The sequence below is a fragment of the Mesorhizobium subarcticum genome, from assembly GCF_055456085.1.
In genome coordinates this window covers 5,234,433-5,251,114 of record NZ_CM144237.1, presented here as the reverse complement: position 1 = coordinate 5,251,114, position 16,682 = coordinate 5,234,433, and the positions used below count along the sequence as shown (strand labels likewise).

General features: G+C 57.4%; 14 protein-coding genes. 7 read left to right on the top strand and 7 right to left on the bottom strand.

Going from position 1 to position 16,682, the window contains the following annotated elements; genetic code table 11:
- The first annotated feature begins 142 nt into the window (after nt 1–142).
- Nucleotides 143–2,023: a GumC family protein gene (locus ACZYHG_RS25640; protein WP_464610915.1), complete on the top strand. Its 1,881-nt coding sequence runs from the start codon at nt 143–145 to the stop codon at nt 2,021–2,023.
- 450 nt (nt 2,024–2,473) lie between these two features.
- Nucleotides 2,474–3,328 carry a sugar transferase gene (locus ACZYHG_RS25635; RefSeq protein ID WP_464610914.1) on the top strand — a complete coding sequence of 285 codons (855 nt, stop codon included), beginning with the start codon at nt 2,474–2,476 and terminating at the stop codon, nt 3,326–3,328.
- Nucleotides 3,329–3,367: 39 nt separating this feature from the next.
- Here ACZYHG_RS25635 and ACZYHG_RS25630 read toward each other — a convergent pair whose 3' ends face one another.
- Entirely contained in the window at nt 3,368–3,604 is a 237-nt protein-coding gene (locus ACZYHG_RS25630; RefSeq protein ID WP_464610913.1) for a hypothetical protein, read from the bottom strand.
- A gap of 193 nt (nt 3,605–3,797) precedes the next feature.
- Here ACZYHG_RS25630 and ACZYHG_RS25625 point away from each other — a divergent pair, with 193 nt between their 5' ends.
- The gene (locus ACZYHG_RS25625) at nt 3,798–5,198 is read left to right on the top strand and encodes a hypothetical protein (protein WP_464614786.1); all 1,401 of its coding nucleotides are present in this window, start codon (nt 3,798–3,800) and stop codon (nt 5,196–5,198) included.
- 26 nt (nt 5,199–5,224) lie between these two features.
- On the opposite strand, the gene ACZYHG_RS25620 is transcribed toward ACZYHG_RS25625, so the two are convergent.
- Together ACZYHG_RS25620 and ACZYHG_RS25615 are read right to left on the bottom strand one after the other, a co-directional pair.
- Nucleotides 5,225–6,655 carry a polysaccharide biosynthesis/export family protein gene (locus tag ACZYHG_RS25620; RefSeq protein WP_464610912.1) on the bottom strand — a complete coding sequence of 477 codons (1,431 nt, stop codon included), beginning with the start codon at nt 6,653–6,655 and terminating at the stop codon, nt 5,225–5,227.
- A gap of 14 nt (nt 6,656–6,669) precedes the next feature.
- A complete protein-coding gene (locus ACZYHG_RS25615) occupies nt 6,670–7,536 on the bottom strand; it encodes a glycosyltransferase family 2 protein (protein WP_464610911.1) in 867 nt (288 codons plus the stop codon).
- Between the two features lie 262 nt (nt 7,537–7,798).
- Here ACZYHG_RS25615 and ACZYHG_RS25610 point away from each other — a divergent pair, with 262 nt between their 5' ends.
- Genes ACZYHG_RS25610 through ACZYHG_RS25595 form a run of 4 tightly spaced genes read left to right on the top strand, consistent with a single transcriptional unit; the run spans nt 7,799 to nt 12,344 of the window.
- Nucleotides 7,799–9,109, top strand: coding sequence for a glycosyltransferase (locus ACZYHG_RS25610; protein WP_464610910.1), 1,311 nt, complete (start codon nt 7,799–7,801; stop codon nt 9,107–9,109).
- On the top strand, nt 9,106–10,326 hold the full coding sequence (locus tag ACZYHG_RS25605; RefSeq protein ID WP_464610909.1) for a class I SAM-dependent methyltransferase: 1,221 nt from the start codon (nt 9,106–9,108) through the stop codon (nt 10,324–10,326). The genes ACZYHG_RS25610 and ACZYHG_RS25605 overlap by 4 nt, the downstream gene beginning before the upstream one ends.
- 29 nt (nt 10,327–10,355) lie before the next feature.
- On the top strand, nt 10,356–11,315 hold the full coding sequence (locus tag ACZYHG_RS25600; RefSeq protein ID WP_464610908.1) for a glycosyltransferase family 2 protein: 960 nt from the start codon (nt 10,356–10,358) through the stop codon (nt 11,313–11,315).
- A 39-nt stretch (nt 11,316–11,354) separates the two neighbouring features.
- Nucleotides 11,355–12,344 carry a hypothetical protein gene (locus tag ACZYHG_RS25595; protein WP_464610907.1) on the top strand — a complete coding sequence of 330 codons (990 nt, stop codon included), beginning with the start codon at nt 11,355–11,357 and terminating at the stop codon, nt 12,342–12,344.
- Here ACZYHG_RS25595 and ACZYHG_RS25590 read toward each other — a convergent pair.
- Genes ACZYHG_RS25590 through rfbF form a run of 4 tightly spaced genes read right to left on the bottom strand, consistent with a single transcriptional unit; the run spans nt 12,331 to nt 16,640 of the window.
- Nucleotides 12,331–13,551 carry a class I SAM-dependent methyltransferase gene (locus ACZYHG_RS25590; RefSeq protein ID WP_464610906.1) on the bottom strand — a complete coding sequence of 407 codons (1,221 nt, stop codon included), beginning with the start codon at nt 13,549–13,551 and terminating at the stop codon, nt 12,331–12,333. The genes ACZYHG_RS25595 and ACZYHG_RS25590 overlap by 14 nt on opposite strands.
- Nucleotides 13,548–14,801 carry a class I SAM-dependent methyltransferase gene (locus ACZYHG_RS25585; protein WP_464610905.1) on the bottom strand — a complete coding sequence of 418 codons (1,254 nt, stop codon included), beginning with the start codon at nt 14,799–14,801 and terminating at the stop codon, nt 13,548–13,550. Before ACZYHG_RS25585 ends, ACZYHG_RS25590 begins: the two co-directional genes overlap by 4 nt.
- Before the next feature lie 21 nt (nt 14,802–14,822).
- Nucleotides 14,823–15,866 (bottom strand): NAD-dependent epimerase/dehydratase family protein, encoded by a 1,044-nt coding sequence (locus ACZYHG_RS25580; RefSeq protein ID WP_464610904.1) that lies wholly within the window; start codon nt 15,864–15,866, stop codon nt 14,823–14,825.
- A gap of 3 nt (nt 15,867–15,869) precedes the next feature.
- Entirely contained in the window at nt 15,870–16,640 is a 771-nt protein-coding gene (gene rfbF, locus ACZYHG_RS25575; RefSeq protein ID WP_464610903.1) for a glucose-1-phosphate cytidylyltransferase, read from the bottom strand.
- Nucleotides 16,641–16,682: the final 42 nt, after the last annotated feature.

The window sequence follows — 16,682 nt, the reverse complement described above, 5'->3', positions numbered from 1 at the left end:
AATCCAAACGAGCTGATACTAGCCACCCATTGGAAGCAGCAACAATCGGAATTGAACACCATTTGACGCGTTCTTGCAGCCAGGGCGACAGCCGATCTCTCACTTGCTGGAAAATTTCCAGTCATAACTGTGGATTTTAAGCATGTTACAACGGTCTCTGGCGGCGATGAATGACAGATCATGGCGAGAGGCTGTCACATCGCACGAATTTATCAGCCTTCATGATGTATTCTACTTTGTCCGACAGTACATATATTCTATATCTTTGTTTTGTGCTGCTGGTATATTGCTGTCAATATTCTATGTCGTCACCTCTGACCCAATCTATTCGGCGCGAACGCAAATCCTGATCGAGCCGAAGATTCCCCGCGGCCTTCAGCAGCAGCAGCCCGCCGAAGTGAACCTGTCTCTCGACACCGCCCAGGTCGAGAGCCAGCTCGCTGTCCTGCGCTCCCAGAAGATCGCGATGATGGTAATCGATGACCTTGGGCTTATGGACAATCCAAGCTTCAGAGACATGCACGGGCCTGGTATCGGGGCGAGGATCCGAAGGGCCTGGGCCAGCCTCGTTTACGCCGCGTCGCTGCGCGATCACGGTGGCTACGCCGCGTTGGCGAATTTGTTTGATCGGATGCTCCCGTGGTCAGACGACAAACGACCGGAAGTTCCACAGCCAGAATTGGAGCGCGAGCGCGTCGCGGTTGAGGTGTTCGATGACGGTCTGGAGGTGCAGCGTGTCGGTGTCTCCTACGCGATCGATATCACCTTCCAGTCCCTGGAGCCGGCTTTGGCGGCACGCATTGCAAATGCGACGGCGGATGCATTCGTGCGCGAGCAGGTGCAAACGACATCTCAGGCAGCTGGAGAAGGGATCGCCTGGTTGGAGAAGCGGATGCAGGAGGTCGGCAACCAGATGAACGAGGCGACCCGGATCGCCCAGGAGTTTCGCGCCAAGCACGACTATAGTATCGATCAAGACCAAACGCCCATTGGCGGCCAGGATGGCGTGGTTGGTGGCGAACGTCAGACCACCTTGGAGCAGCTGGAAGTTACCGCCGACACCTATCGCAAGATGTATGAGAGTCTGCTTGCGGCATATACAAATTCGGTTGATCAACAGCCATATCTGATCGCAAATGCCAGGGTCATCACGTCTGCGACCAGCCCGAAGGTGGAAAGCTGGCCCCGCAAGAAACTGATCCTTGCCTTCGGGGGGCTCGCCGGACTGGTCGCCGGCATCGGGTTTGCCGTTGCTCGACGAAGCCTTGATCGCAACGTACGGTCGGCGCAGCAAATCGGCCGGGAACTGGGTCTGGCGTGTATTGGAGAGTTGCCGCACGTTCGCTTCAGGCGAGGTGGTTTTGGTCGCCTCGATGAGGTGCTCAGGGACCCTAAATCCGCCTTCACGGCCAGCTTGAAAAGTGCCAAGCTATCGATCAACGTCGCAAGGGCACCCAATCAGGCGCGGATCGGGATCACGTCGGTGTCGCCCGGAGACGGAAAGGCCACCGTCGTGAGCAATCTGGCGGCTCTTTATGCGGTATCCGGCATACAGACTTTGGTCATTAATGTCGATAACAACTCCGCTCTGGCCAGCGATTTGCTTCACACTCACAATTTCGACGTGTTCGAGCAGGAATCCGTCGACGCAAAAGATCATGTCAGAAAAATACAGTTTGTTGAGGAAACAGGATATTATTGCATGATGGGTTCCGATACTGGTGCAGGGAAACTCACTCTCACCAGAAATCTGGAGAAGGTTCTGAAGGAAGTCGGTCTCTATAAAATGACTCTTGTCGACCTTCCGCCTTTTACCTCGGGGTCCGATGCGCTTTCAATCTGCCCGACCCTTGATGGTGTGATTGTTGTAGCGCAGTGGGGGGCAACCTCCATGGACCAACTCGCAGAGCTGACGGCGACCCTCAAGAACAACAATTCAACGGTACTGGGCGTGGTGATGACTAAGGTCCATTCAGCGTCGACGCGCGGTCACCGTAAGCTCGCAGCTCAGACTCCGCGCTGACAATCGCGTCGTAGGCCTTAGGGTTGAAAACCGCCATCGATCTGGTTTGGCTGACACCACAATGAGCATTCTGCCGTTTGAATCCTTTAGCGCCACGCAACGCCGATGACAGGCATCGCCGGCGCCAGACTGAAAGCCATCGTCGCGTTTCGTCGCGCCCTGTAGACAATCTGACTGAAGCGCCGGAGATCGGCCCGCCTCACACCCCCGGGTATAGCCGAGCGGGCGGCGGTAAGACTTGCTCTATATTTGGAAGTCTCCCCGGCGCGTTATCGCCGGTTAACACTGACGGGCGAGCATATTTGGGGTGGGACGTGAGGGGTGTTCCCTAGCAACTTTGGCGTAGTTCGGTGAAGCGGGTAATCGCAGACTACCACCTTTTCGCTGCTTGCTGACCGGCATGCTCCGTTGCGAATATGTCAAGGTAACAGTGGAAAGTTGTCGCTACAAATGCCCGACGTGTTTGAAAGCAGTCTGCAGCAACTTGGACTCCAGGGCACGTCGGTTGGGGGGCGAGCCGCACCGGCAACATTGTTTGCCATGCCGGTGGCCAGTGCAAGCATCAGGCCGCACGCACATGCGGTCTCTTCACCTGAAGTCAGCGCGAGCCAAGCTCTCAACGCCATCCCCCCTGGGACCGACATATCCTCGGCAATCGCCAACGACAACTCGCCCAACCAACGCCTGCAACCAATCGGGGGTCGTGCAAAACGGTTGCTGGACCTGCTAGTCGCCTCAATGGCGCTCGTTCTCGTCAGCCCCCTTCTGATATTCATCCCCATCGTGATAAAAATAACGACGGGCGGCCCGGTGCTATTCGTTCACCGGCGGATCGGGTTCAATGGAACGGTCTTCGATTGCTACAAGTTTCGCACCATGGTGCCTAATGCCGCGGAGGTGCTGGAACGACATTTGAGTTCTGATCCAAACGCCGCTCAAGAGTGGAAGGCCAACCAGAAGCTGAAGTGCGATCCACGTGTGCTGTTTTTTGGCAATATGCTGCGCAAATCGAGCCTGGATGAGTTGCCGCAGCTGTTCAACATTATGCGTGGCGACATGAGCTGCGTTGGTCCTCGACCTGTGGTGGCCGACGAACTGGAACGCTACGGAGCCGCATCGCTGGAATATCTGAAAGCACGGCCAGGCCTGACCGGCCTTTGGCAGATAAGCGGCAGAAACCTGGCCGAATATTCTTACCGTGTATCGATTGACACACAGTATATCCAAACATGGTCATTCGCACGCGACCTAACAATCCTTGCAAAGACAATACCCGCGATCTTGCGATTTGATCAGACTTCCTAGGTGGCACCCGCTGGAAACACTGCCAACGCGTTGCAACCCTTATCGGGCGCGGTGGCGCAGCAGTCCGATGGCGAGGCCGATCAAATAGAAAGTCTGCGTGACGAGAACCAGGCATAATGTCGAGCCGATCGTGGTTCGAAGTGAAAGCTGGAGAACACTGCCGGCAATGACGCTCATGAGGATCACCACAAGCGTAGCCACAATGAGCGCTGGCGCACGCAACGTCAGCCCAATTAGCAGGGAAAGGATTGCAACGCCGACGACGGCAAATAACACGGCGATCTCCCCAGGTCGGCTTGGCACGGTCGATCTGATCAGCGGCCGGAGGAAATCAGAGTCGACCCTCCGTGTGAAGCGGATGATTTATCCATGCGATTGGGCGTCGCACGCCCGTCATTGGAGGCGTTGAGTGCAAATCTCCGTCGTAGGCTTACTGATATGCTGTGGGATCCTTGCGGTTGTGGCCTACATGCGCTGGTCGATGATCACCGCCCTTATTGCCTCGCTGGCTTTCGGCGCGACCGCAATTGGCACTATAGGCTCCCTTGGGGGCTCATCTCCGCTGATCTTCACGGTTTTCAACATACTGCTCATCGGGACAGCGTTGGCGCGGCGTGGGATATGGCGCCAAATTGGAATAGCCTTCAGCCATATCGGTGCAACATGGATCGTGTGCGCGCTCATGATCTACGTGACTTTGGGTGCGCTGCTGTTCCCGAGGCTGTTTGAGGGGCAGACCAGTGCCTTTGTTGCTTCTCGAACCGGCAGGGGCGTCTACGAAGCGGCGCTGACGCCGGTGTCGGCCAACATTTCGCAGACCGGATACTTCGTGCTTGCTGGACTTACGTTTCTGGCGGTCTGCGTGCTGGTTCAGCGTGAAGGCACGTTAACGGACATCAAACGCGGTTACTTCTTGTGGTTCATCTTGCACGTGTCGATGGGCATGCTAGATCTGTTGGGGAAAATTGCAGGCGCCGGCGATATCCTCGCCCCCATCCGTACCGCCAACTACTCCATGTTGACAGATGTTACAGAAGCAGGATTCTTTCGCATTGCGGGGGCATTTTCAGAAGCTTCGGCCTTCGGCGGCGTATCCCTGTCGGGCCTTGCGTTCAGCTACACCTACTGGACCAAGACCGGATCCAAGTTTGCGCTGGGCCTGGGAGCCGTATTGTTCTGCCTCCTGTTGCTCTCGACATCGTCGACCGCCTATGTCGGCCTTACAATCGTCAGCCTGCCGGTCGTCATATCCATCGTAAGGTCCCTGGCTTCAGGTCGGCTAAGATCTGGGGAAGCTTTGCTCGTGACGCTTCTGATGCCGCTGCTGCTCCTGGGTATGGGCGTCATCTTGTTTTATCCTCACTTCCTCGATCCGGTGGTGCAGCTTGTCGACACCACCATCATCAACAAGGTCACGTCGACTTCCGGCCAGGAGCGCAGTTACTGGAACTACAAGAGCCTGCAGTCCTTCTTCGACACAGGGGGGTTGGGAGTCGGCCTGGGGAGCTCTCGAGCGTCAAGTTGGCCGATAGCACTTCTTTCTCAATTGGGATTGTTCGGTACGGTCATCATGATGGTTCTGCTGGCGATGCTCATGCGGGGCCTGAAGGGCAGCAGCCATATTGATCCGGAGGTGGACGCCATTGCCTCGAGTGCCCGCGCCTGCGCATTTTCCTCACTTGTGGCCGGATCGCTGGCAAGTGGCAGCCCCGACCCAGGCATCGTGTTCTATATTCCGCTTGCTGTCGTTCTCGTGAGCCGACGCTTGCCCGTCAAAGACAATCGCGCCGTGGTTGCAGCTTTGGAGCGGTTCGATCATCCGGTCCGTTCCGGCAAGCGTCGATTGGCTTCGATTCCCGGGCGCGCGTGACAACTCGCGAAAGCACCGGTCGTGGCCTATGGAATGGCGATGGAATCGGCGGCGGGATCTTCCTGAAGCGCTATTCCGGGCGCCTGCTTGCGTCCGTTCGATATTGCGCCTAGCGCACCCGGCTCATCAGAGACCATCGGCAAATCGACCTTTATGGTATCCCCAGGCTCCACAGCGCTCGTTTCGCTCGCTGGTATCCGCTCTGTCGTACCGTCCGCGGAAGGCCTGAAAATAGTGTAGGTTGGCGCGGCCGTTTCTGAATCTGCTCGACGGGCCTCAAGACTTGGTGCAGAGACTTCGGAATCGTACAAAAGCTGCTGGGTTGTATCTGTCTTGCTCACGAGGGCATCGAGCTCGGCCTGTGTTTGACGTAGGTCGATCGTGACCTCGTTTTTCCTCCCATCCTGGAGTTCGAGAATCGATATGTCCGTCTTGCTGATTTCCTGGCGGCCCCGCAGCAAGCTGATCTCAGCCGTAAGTCTTTCACTTTGGGCCTGCGCGAGCGTCCGTTCCAGGGAGAACTCCCGAGGCGCAACCGCGAGACCTTTCTCCACAAGCGATGAGACGCTTTTCAGTTCCTTTTGAATGGACTCGATCTGCTTATCCAGGAAAACCAGTTGCTCCTCCAGTGAGGTCAGTTCTCTCTCAAGGAACTCTCGCAGGTTTTGAAGTGCCTTGATCTGGGTATCCAACCCTTCGCTTCGAGCCTGGAAGACCTGGCGCTCCTGCTTGACGATCATCGCGATCGCGCTGTCTTGAATGTGGGATGTCACTTCCGGCGGGAGAGCTATTTCGCTGGCATGAGACAGTTCCGCCTCCAGCCGCGCTTTACGCACGAGGAGGTTGACCTCGTTCAACCTGATCAGGCTAAGATCCCCACGAGCCTGGATCGCCTCGCGCTCGAACCTTGCGTCCTTGTCTTCCCGGGTTCGCAGTCCGCCTGCAAGACCCAATGCCTTCAAGACCGTCAGCCCCGGCCGATATGCGAACTCTCCCGATTGCGAGACCTTGCCCACCACGTAGATCGGCCGAAACTGGACGATCTCCACTGCTGCGGCCGGCGGCCTTGCCAAACCAATGTTTCGCATCAGGCTCTCGCCGACGAAGACGGCGACCTCCTGGGTCGTGAAGCCGGCGGCCTTGATTTCTCCGATCAATGGGAGGGAAACGGACCCATCTGGGCCGACCGTATAAACGTCATTGAGCGCATCCCATGCAAATATGGAATCCCGAGACGCCCGCCATTCGTAGACCTTCACGCGAAGCTTGTCTTGAGGCCCGAGAACATACCCCTTGGGATTGGCGGATGAGGAGCCAGCAATTGCGCTGACGGAAAGTCCCGCTAACAACACCACACGAAGAAAATGCGTGGTCATCCATCGATTGAGCAGGTTACGTGGACACCCCACGCGATTGGTCAAACCATCGTCAATCGATCCCGTTGGCGCTTCCAGCATCACTACCCTCTGCACTAGATCTCTAGAATATATTCTGGCTCTACTCGGCCTCTCGCGACATGTGATATGGCCAGAAGATTGCCGCGCAGGCGTCCCCTGCGATCGACATAAGACTCCGGCCAGAGGCTGCGTGCGAGATTGGCGAGAAGATTCTTGCCCACCAGCCGCAATGCGAAGGTCAAGGGAACCGTGCCTTTGCGGATGAGGTATATCGGGTTGGCTACCTGAGAATAACCGAAACGAACACCACTGACGCGACCGCTCTTGACGCCGAGGTGGACCCCCCGGATCGAGTTCAAGCCAACAACCCGCCCTTTGACCCTCAGTTGGCTGGTGAAATCGACGTCTTCCTGCCACCCGTATAGGACAAGGCGCTCGTCAAAGCGCAGATTGCCTATGAAAGCTGTCCTGATGGACATGTTGCAGCCGTAGCCGCACAGCTTGTCCACGCCGCGCGTTTCGGCGGTGGGGCCGGCCTCACCAAGTACCTGTATGCCCTCATCCCAGGTCAGGCCCGCCGAGCTTGCTCCATCCCTAAGTACGTTGCCCGTTATGACAGCCCAGTCCGGCTGTTTCTCGAAGGCCATCGACACGCCGGCGAGATAGGTGTCTTCAGGAATGAAGTCGTCATCGAAAAAGGTGACAATGTCGAAACGGTCAAGCGCCGCTTCGAGAGCGATGTTTCGTTGAGCGGGCAAACCGGTCTTGCCGAACAGTGTCGAGACGGGAAACGTTGAGGTCATACTGGTTGGAATGTGCCCGGCATCCGGCGCGGAGATGATGACGGCGTCCGGCAGCCTGGACTGCTTCTCAAGCTGTGCGAGAAGCCGGGTCACGTGTTCAGGACGTCCGAACGTTGCAATGACCACGACCACTTTCATCGACGATCAGCTCTTCCCTTTGGCAAACAAGACCAGATACAGGCTCTAGGCCACATACCGCATCCTAATGCCCCGAACCCAGCGATGCAGCCTGTGCATAAGGCTAGCGCTGATGCCCCCTTAGGCAGATCGAAGTAGCAGGCTTACTCCGTTGGACTACATCCATGCCCTGTCTGGGCCTCGGCTCAGCCTGATAGCCAGCTTGTGCGGATCGGACGGGCAACACACTGTCGAGTGATAGCAAGGGGTCGGGAGCAAGCACATGCGTCATGAGCGGCGGACCAAATCGTCTGACTCGCAACGTCTTGGTGCCAATAGCTCCCGTTCCACGGCGCAACTGCCCGCTATCGACCGCAACGCTCGCATCGCTGTCGTACATGACTGGTGTCCCAATTTTCGAGGCGGGGAACGCGTCCTTGCTCGTATTTGCAAGATATTCCCACGAGCCGAGGTCTTTACGCTGTTCGATTTTCTTCCGAAAGACGTGAAAGATGAATACTTCAAAGACGTTGTGTTTCATGTATCTCCATTAAACCGACTTCCGTTCGTGAAGAAGTATTACCGGTCACTCTTCTTTCTCTGCCCGTTCATGGTCGAGCAATTTGATGTAACTGGGTACGATGCCGTCATTTCCTCATCTGCCGCCTTTTCCAGAGGGGTCCTGACCAGACCGGATCAGCCGCATCTTTGCTATGTCCACAGTCCGGTGCGATATGCCTGGGACGAGCAATTCTCCTACCTGCAGCAGGGTGGGCTAGGATTCGGGCCGAAGGGCTTGGCGTTTCGATATCTGCTTCACAATCTGAGGATATGGGACGCGCGCACCGCTCATGGTCCGGATCTGATGCTGGCAAATTCGACCTACGTCCGGTCGCGAATTCAGCGGATCTACGGTCGCGACGCAAGGGTGGTCCACCCGCCCGTGGCCATCCATGAGCTCGAATTTGCCGCTGACAAGGACGACTACTATGTGACGGCTGCGTTTCACGCTCCATACAAGCGCACGGACCTCATCATCGAGGCATTCAGCAAAACGCCATCACGCCGGCTGGTTGTTGTAGGCGACGATGTACAATCGAGGCACCTCAGGTCGATCGCCGGTCCTAACATTGTCTTTACCGGGTACCTGCCGCGGCACGACTATATCGAGAAGATCGCGCGAGCTCGCGCCATGGTTTTCGCCGGATGCGAAGATTTCGGGATTGCGCTTGCCGAGGCGCAAGCGTGCGGTACTCCGTTAATCGCGTTCGGCCGCGGCGGGGCTCGCGACATCGTTCGGCCGCTTGGCGAGAGCAACCACCCTACCGGCGTGCTTTTCGCCAACCAGACCCTTGCCTCCATTTCGGCCGCAATTGATCTGTTTGAGGCCAACAAGACGTCTATTGCCCCAAATGCATGCCGCATGAATGCAGCCCGGTTCTCCGAGGAACGGTTTGATCTGGCGATATGTGACGCCCTTGGCCTTGCTCAGTCCGTCCAGTCCGCCCGCGAAATGGGACACAACGAATATCTCGGAGCCGAAAGCGCGGCCCGCGGCATTTCCGATACTCTTGCTGAGCCAGCTTTGCCATGAACTCATTTGACCCGCATGCTGTCAGGAACGGCCAGGCGCTTCGAGTTACGGCGTGTCCGTGTTGCTCCGCGGCGGTTAGCCGATCAATTTATCGCGTCGCATCCGTCCCGGTCCATAGCTGCGTCCTCCTGAACACGGCTGAGGAAGCTCAAGCCTTTCCCCGTCGCGAACTCGATCTCGCATTCTGTGAAGCGTGTGGCTTCATATTCAACAAAGCCTTTGATGAAGGCGTTATGATTTACTCGACCAATTTCGAGGAGTCGCAACATTTTTCGAGTACATTCAACAACTTCGCGAAAGAACTCGCGCATGAGATCGCCCGCAAATGTGAGATAGCCGGGAAGAGGGTACTGGAGATAGGCTGCGGCAAGGGAGAATTCCTGCGAGAATTCTGCCTGTCGGGCAATGCAACGGGCCTCGGTATCGATCCAGGGTATCGTGCCGACAAGGGACGGAACGAAGACTACAACGACATCGAATTCATCGTCGATTTCTTCGGTCCGCAGTATAGACATCTCGAGGCCGACACGATCCTTTGCCGACACACGCTCGAGCACATAAGCTCGGTTGCCGCATTCGTACGGTTGATCCGCGAGATGGTTGGCAAGCGGACCGAGGATTGGATATTCTTCGAAACGCCCGACGCAAAACGCGTGCTGGCCGAAAGTGCCTTTTGGGATATCTACTACGAGCATTGTTCCTATTTCAGTGCCGGTGCGCACGCGCGGCTATTCCGACAGGAAGGTTTCGACGTCACCGATTTGGAACTCGTCTACGACAAGCAGTACATCGTCCAGTACGCCAGGCCGTCAAAAGGACGATCCATGCCAAGGCTGCCGCTAGAACGCGACCTGGAGGAAATGCACCAACTGGCCGAAACGTTTCCCATCCGCGTAAGGGCCTCGCAACATCGGTGGCTGGAGCGCATCCGGTCTGCCCATGCCGCCGGCCGGCGAGTGGTGCTGTGGGGCGGCGGGTCCAAGGCCGTGTCATTCCTGACGACACTGAAGATAGGCGACGAGGTGTCAGCCGCTGTCGACATCAATCCCTACAAGCAAGGCAAATTTACACCCGGTAGCGGTCATCCGGTGATCGCTCCCACTGACCTTGTTGATAATCCACCCGACCTCGTCATCGTCATGAACCCGATTTATCGCAACGAAGTGGTGCAGTCCCTGGACGCGTTGGGCTTGCGGCCGGAAGTCGTCTCGGTCTGATCGCCGACCTCGCTCAGAGCGACCTAAAAATGGAAGAATCCATGCCTCCACAGGTGTCCCTAGGTCTGCCCGTCTATAACGGCCAGAATTTCGTCGCCGAGGCGATCCGTTCGATCCTCGATCAGGACTTCGGCGATTTCGAGCTTGTCATAACCGACAATGCCTCCACGGACAGGACCGCGGATATCTGTCAGGAATTCGCGCGGCGAGACGGACGCATCCGCTATTTTCGAAACGAGCGCAATCTGGGCGCCGCCGGCAATTTCAACCAGGCTTTCAAACTGAGTATCGGCAAATACTTCAAATGGTGCGCGCACGATGACATCGTGAATGCAGGCTTTATCACGGCATGCGTTCGTGCACTCGACGACAACGCAGCGCACGTGATTGCCTACCCCCGCCTAATGGGTATCGACGAGGCCGGACAGCTGACGGGGTACGTCGAGCGCGTGCTGCCCGACATGGAAAGAGCGCCGCCGGCATCCCGCTTCCGGCTGATGGTTGCGGCGCACGGATGGGATGCAGCCATGTTTGGAGTTTGGCGGCGGGACGCCCTGGTCAAAACAACATTGCACGAGCCCTACTATGGGTCGGACTGCGCGCTTCTGGCCGAGATGGCTCTGCTGGGGACGTTTGTGGGCGCTCCTGAGGCGGTTCTGTATAGCCGTGACCATCCGATGCGCTCGGTGCGACTGCCGAGCTCCGATCGACTGGCTTGGCAAAACCCCAATGGCTCCAAGGCAAATGCCTTTGAACTATCGACACGGCTGAGGCATCTCGTTGCCATTGTCTATCGACACCGTGGGATCGTGCCGTTGGGACGGACACTTTTTCATTTGTTTGCATGGGTCCTGAATCCGCTGCTTATCGCGCGCCTGTGCCTCGAGGCTGTGGGTGTTGTCTCTCCCACTTTGCGCACGAAACTGCGTGGTGCCGGCCTTGTCGCGCTAAAACGCATCCAAACCGTCTCCAATCGATCTTCTGGCTGAATGAGCAATTTTTTGGCGACGATCCGCTCGGAGCTTTGAATGAACCGCCGCAGGCTGGCACCGGGTGCATCGGCCTTCCCAATCCCGCGACAATTGCCCAAGGGGTCGGGCGTAAGGAATCTGGTGATCGTCCGGGCGGGACGCAGATCTTTGCATCCCGGATGGGCGAACGGGTCGGGGAACGCCGGCTTTGATCTTCTGGTCGCCGCCTATGAGGCTGGCGTTTCTCATGGACCGACCGATCTGAGCGTCTTCCTCCCCGGCCGCAAGATTGCCGGATATCATGCGCTATTCCAATGCTATCCAGAGATTTTGGAAAACTACGATCTTATCGCGCTGATCGACGATGACATCGACACCACCATGGACGATATCAATCGGCTGTTCGAAATCGGTAGAAAGTACAACCTCGATCTATTTCAACCGGCTTTGTCATCAGACAGTTATTTCTCATACGCATCGACCCTCGCCAGCGGAAAGCGATATGTCTTGCGATACACCAACACGGTCGAAATGATGTGCCCGGTGTTTAGCGCACGTTGCCTCCAGTCCGCGCTTGGATTGTTCGGACTGGGCTACGAGACAGGTATAGACTTGCTCTGGACCCGCCTGACTGACACACCCTGGCTGCGGTACGCCATAGTTGACGATGTCGTCGTGCGCCATACTCGACCCGTCGGTACGACAAAAACGCTACAAGGCTTTGGTGCGAACGAACGTTACGATGTCCAAGTCGATGCGGTGTTAAAGAGGTTTGGCGCTGAGTTTCGTGGGTTCGTAACCTACGCGGCCGTCAACCGGCGGGGACAACTTGTTCGCTCTCGCTTTCTGATCGGCCTCAATTCCCTGAAGCTTCTGCGATCGCTGTTCAAAACGCCACTCAAATGGACCCAGTTCTTGCGCCTGGCGACCGACTACACGCGACACTGCTGGTCGAGGCCGATCAACCTGCAGCGGATCGACATCGCTGGTATCGAGAAGCCGGGCGTTCAGCGGGAGGGGGCGTCTCGTTCGATCATGCCACGATGATCTCCGGGGCAAGGCCGAGCTGGCGGGCGGCCTGCGCGACTTCGTCCCGATAAAGGGGGTTCATCACGATGATCGATTGCAAAGGCCTGCCACGCAGGCTCTCGGGCTCAACCACGGGGGTTCCGGTGCCCGGGGCAAAGCGGCCTTGCTTGTGGGGGTTGACGTCGACCAGCGCTGCTATCCGCCCGCCCTCGGGAACGACGTTGACGAAAGTGATGCCTTTCGATCCCGCACCCCACACAACGGTCTGCGCCGCATCCTGCTTTGAAAGGTAGTGACGCCACCACGCCACCTTGTCGCGGTAGGTTCGATCAAACCTGCGGACCAGCCCGTCGACCGTCCCGGACGTCGAGAGACTGACAGTCGTCGGCGATGCGGGTGGTCTTGCCTCGATGAAGAGGTATTGATCGCCGTACGACGAGCCTTCATCCAGCACCTCGAAACCGGCCGTCTGCATCGCTACCCGCAGAGAATGCGGCGTGAAATAGGATACGTGCTCATAGATCAGATCCCAGATGCCCATGTCGCGCAATGTATAAAGGGCATTGGGAACTTCGATGTAGAACACCGACTTGGATCCAACCCCAGGATGAAAGCGAAGGCCTTCCAGGAAGGCAATTGGGTTGGCTATATGCTCAAGAACGTGACGGCAGGAGACGAAGTCGGGTTTTACCTGCGGATAGGCATCACCGAACCAGTCATTGATGAACTCGACGCCGGCGACTTTTGCGCCCCGATTATCTTCGTAACTCCTATCAAAGCCAATGCCGCTGGCGCCGCTGGTCGAACAAAGGCGCTTGAGGAAATCTCCTTTGCCGCAACCAACGTCGATGGCCAGTTTTCCCTCGAGCGCGTAAGCGCTGGACAGGCGGTGTGCGAGATCTTCAACGAACTTTACGAAACGCGGCGAGAAGTGCAGAGAATTCTCGTAGTCTGGGGTGTATCCGACGCGATCGTCTTCAAATGCCGCGTTGAAGAAATGTTCGCAGCTCCGGCAGAAGGCGAGGGCGAAGTGGCCGGTCGGTGCAGCGACCGCCGACTTGGCGTCTGGGTGCAGCGAGTTGCACGAAACCGGCAATGCTTCGAAGGAGACGGAATGCAGCAAATGCTGTCCTGCGCAGACGGGACAATCCCCACGAAGATGCGTGGCGCCCGGGATGGCCCTGCGTAATTCGTCACTGACCGCGCGTTGGATCACCGTCATCATATGATCCGTGGAGTCGGCACCGGAACGACGAACTTGCCACCTCGAGCGCGATATTCCGACTGCTGTGCTACGATCTCGTCGATAAAATTCCAGGCGAGGACGAGAACATAGTCCGGCTGGGCATCCAGCAAGGCTTCAGGCCGGCGGATTGGGATTCTCTGGCCTGGCATGTATTTGCCCTGCTTGTGGGTGTTGCGGTCAACAACGAAATCGAGAACATCGCGCCCGATCCCGGCGGTGTTGATCAAGGTGGCGCCCTTGGCCGCGGCCCCATAGGCCGCGATCGTGGCGCCATCGGCCTTCAAATCGTGCAGCAAACTGCGAAGGTCCACCTTCAGCTGGTCGACTTTCGCGGAAAAGTCGCGGTAGTATTCAATAGCGTCCAGTCCGCGTGATTTCTCATGCGCCAGCTGATCCTTTACGCTTGCTCCGACACGCTCCAGCTTCTCGACATAAAGGCGAAGTGAGCCCCCATGGATCGACAGGGGCTTTATCTCGTTGAGATAGAGCCCGTGCCTGCGAAACAGCTTGTCCAATGCCGTCACTGAGAAGTAGCACAGATGCTCGTGGTAGATCGTATCGAATTCACAATGATCGATCATCGGCTCGACATACGGCGCCTCTATTACCGCAACGCCATCGTCCTTGAGAAGCCGGGCGACGCCGGCGACAAAACCATTGGTGTCGGCGACATGGGCAAGGACATTGTTTGCGTGAACGACATCGGCCTGTCTGCCTTTCTCGCGTAGCGTTTCTGCAAGCTCAAGCGTGAAGAAAGCAAGATCTGTCGGAACTCCGATCTTGTTTGCCGCGGCGACGGGTCCGTCGGCCGGGTCGATGCCCAATACCTGAATACCCGCCTCGACGTAGTTCTTCAGGAGATAGCCGTCATTGCTCGCCAGTTCGATTACAAAACTGTGGGCGGTCAGTCCGCGCCGCTCGATCAGATCGAGAACGTTTTCCCGCGAGTGCTCCAACAGCGCTTGCGAGAACGACGAGTAGTAGGGATAGGCGTCGGCAAACAGTATCCTGGGGTTCACCGTTTCAGTGATTTGCACCAGACTGCAGTCTTGGCAGAAGGCGACATTGAGCGGGAAAACGGGCTCTGCCTCGCCACTGTTGGCGTCGGTTGTAAGCCGATCCGCAAGAGGCGTCCTGCCGAGCTTCAAGAACGTATCAATGTGAGGCCCACCACAAGATCTGCAGGTCTGCTCGGTCACAGATGCTGTACCAGCGATCATCATGGTCATCGTCCCCAGCTACAAATTACGTCAAACCGCCATCGCCAGTAGTGGCCTGCGCCGCAGGTCGCCATCCAACTCGCCATCTCGGATCAACTTCTGTACATGGGCGATGCGTTTGAAGCGCTCGCCCTCGAAGTCTTCAAGCGTCAGGCTCGCTGCCTGGAAGGTGTCGTGGAGTTGCTCGATACCGCGCCGCGCGGTCCATTGCGGTTTGAATCCGTGCAGCCGCCGTCCGATATAGGAACAGTCGACCCGATAGCATCGCTTGTCCGGCCCGGCGTCTGGCGCGAACTCCACACGGCTGCCGGGAACGATCGCCTGCACCAGGGCGGCGATCTCACGGATCTGGTAATTTTCCGTCGTCAAGCCGACATTGAATGCCTCGTTGTGGACAAGGTCCCGGTCGGCTTCGAGCACGGCGATGTAGGCGAGTGCAATGTCCTCGACATGGACGATTGGGCGCCATGGCGATCCATCGCTTTTGAGGTAGACGAGGCCGGTCGTATAGGCCCATGCGGTCAGGTTGTTGACCACAAGGTCGAAGCGGATGCGAGGCGAGAGGCCATAGGCGGTGGAAGCTCGCAGGAATGTCGGACTGAACGTTTCATCCGCCATAGGGGAGACGGCGCGCTCCACATTCGCCTTCGACACGCCATAGGGCGTAACGGGGTTGAACGAGGCATCTTCGGCCAGAAAGCTGTCGCCAGCCGCTCCATAGTTGCTGCACGATGACGCGTAGAGGAAGCGCTTGACCCCGGCCGCCTTGGCGATCTGGGCGAGCCTTACCGAGGCGTTGCAGTTGATTTCCTCGGTGAGATGCGGCCGGTAGTCGCCCAACGGATCGTTTGAAAGGCCGGCGAGATGGATGATGGCGTCGAACCCAGCGATATCGCCGGGCTCGATGTCGCGAATGTCTTTCTCGATCGTTGGCGTGTTGGCCAGTGCGCCGACAAAGGTGCACGCTCGGAAGATGTCGCTGTCAAGGCCTGTAACGGCGTGACCGCGCTCGAGCAGCATCGGCGTCAGGACAGAGCCGATGTAGCCAAGGTGACCGGTAACCAGAACGTTCATTGATCAATCCCATGTCTTCCAGGGGGCGTCGCCGCCGTCCCACAGTTTCTGAAGCAGGTGCTTTTCGCGCACCGTGTCCATGCATTGCCAAAAGGATTCGTGGCGATAGGCCATCAACTGCCCGTCGGTGGCGAGCCTCTGCATGGGAGCATGCTCGAACATGACGTCGTCGCCGTCGATGTAGTCCGTGATCCCCGGTTCGAGCACGAAGAAGGCGCCATTGATCCAGCCCTCTGAGGCCTGCGGCTTTTCCGTGAAGTCGACGACGCGGTTGCCATCGAATTCGATGTGCCCGTAGCGAGCTGGCGGTCGCACCGCCGTCATGGTCGCGAGCTTACCGTGCGATTTATGGAAGGCGATCAGCTCGTCGAGATTTACATCGGAAACGCCGTCACCCCAGGTGAGCATCACCGTTTCACCGCCCATCCATTCGATAAGCCGCTTTATGCGACCTCCCGTGAGCGTATTCAGTCCTGTTTCGACCAGATCGACGGACCAGTCTGGCAGGGAATTTGAGTGGCGCTTGACGCTGCCCGATCCGGCATTGACCGTTAGACTGCCGTCGAATGCAACATAGTCACTGAACCAGCGCTTGATGTATTCGCCCTTGTATCCCAAGGCGATCGCAAATTCGCGGTGGCCGTAGGCGTAATAGTGCATCATTATATGCCATAGAATCGGCTTGGCCCCGATCTCGACCATTGGCTTTGGCTTGATTTCGGTCTCTTCCGCCAAGCGCGTACCTAATCCGCCAGCTAGAATTCCCACCTTCATTATTTTCACACCCCTTACCCTGCGGTTTTGCTAGCATGCAGT

Coding starts and splice junctions, on each gene's coding strand:
- ACZYHG_RS25640 (WP_464610915.1), top strand. CDS start 143: ATGTTACAACGGTCTCTGGCGGCGATGAATGACAGATCATGGCGAGAG.
- ACZYHG_RS25635 (WP_464610914.1), top strand. CDS start 2,474: ATGCCCGACGTGTTTGAAAGCAGTCTGCAGCAACTTGGACTCCAGGGC.
- ACZYHG_RS25625 (WP_464614786.1), top strand. CDS start 3,798: ATGCGCTGGTCGATGATCACCGCCCTTATTGCCTCGCTGGCTTTCGGC.
- ACZYHG_RS25620 (WP_464610912.1), bottom strand. CDS start 6,655: ATGCTGGAAGCGCCAACGGGATCGATTGACGATGGTTTGACCAATCGC.
- ACZYHG_RS25615 (WP_464610911.1), bottom strand. CDS start 7,536: ATGAAAGTGGTCGTGGTCATTGCAACGTTCGGACGTCCTGAACACGTG.
- ACZYHG_RS25610 (WP_464610910.1), top strand. CDS start 7,799: ATGCGTCATGAGCGGCGGACCAAATCGTCTGACTCGCAACGTCTTGGT.
- ACZYHG_RS25605 (WP_464610909.1), top strand. CDS start 9,106: ATGAACTCATTTGACCCGCATGCTGTCAGGAACGGCCAGGCGCTTCGA.
- ACZYHG_RS25600 (WP_464610908.1), top strand. CDS start 10,356: ATGGAAGAATCCATGCCTCCACAGGTGTCCCTAGGTCTGCCCGTCTAT.
- ACZYHG_RS25595 (WP_464610907.1), top strand. CDS start 11,355: ATGAACCGCCGCAGGCTGGCACCGGGTGCATCGGCCTTCCCAATCCCG.
- ACZYHG_RS25590 (WP_464610906.1), bottom strand. CDS start 13,551: ATGATGACGGTGATCCAACGCGCGGTCAGTGACGAATTACGCAGGGCC.
- ACZYHG_RS25585 (WP_464610905.1), bottom strand. CDS start 14,801: ATGACCATGATGATCGCTGGTACAGCATCTGTGACCGAGCAGACCTGC.
- ACZYHG_RS25580 (WP_464610904.1), bottom strand. CDS start 15,866: ATGAACGTTCTGGTTACCGGTCACCTTGGCTACATCGGCTCTGTCCTG.
- rfbF (WP_464610903.1), bottom strand. CDS start 16,640: ATGAAGGTGGGAATTCTAGCTGGCGGATTAGGTACGCGCTTGGCGGAA.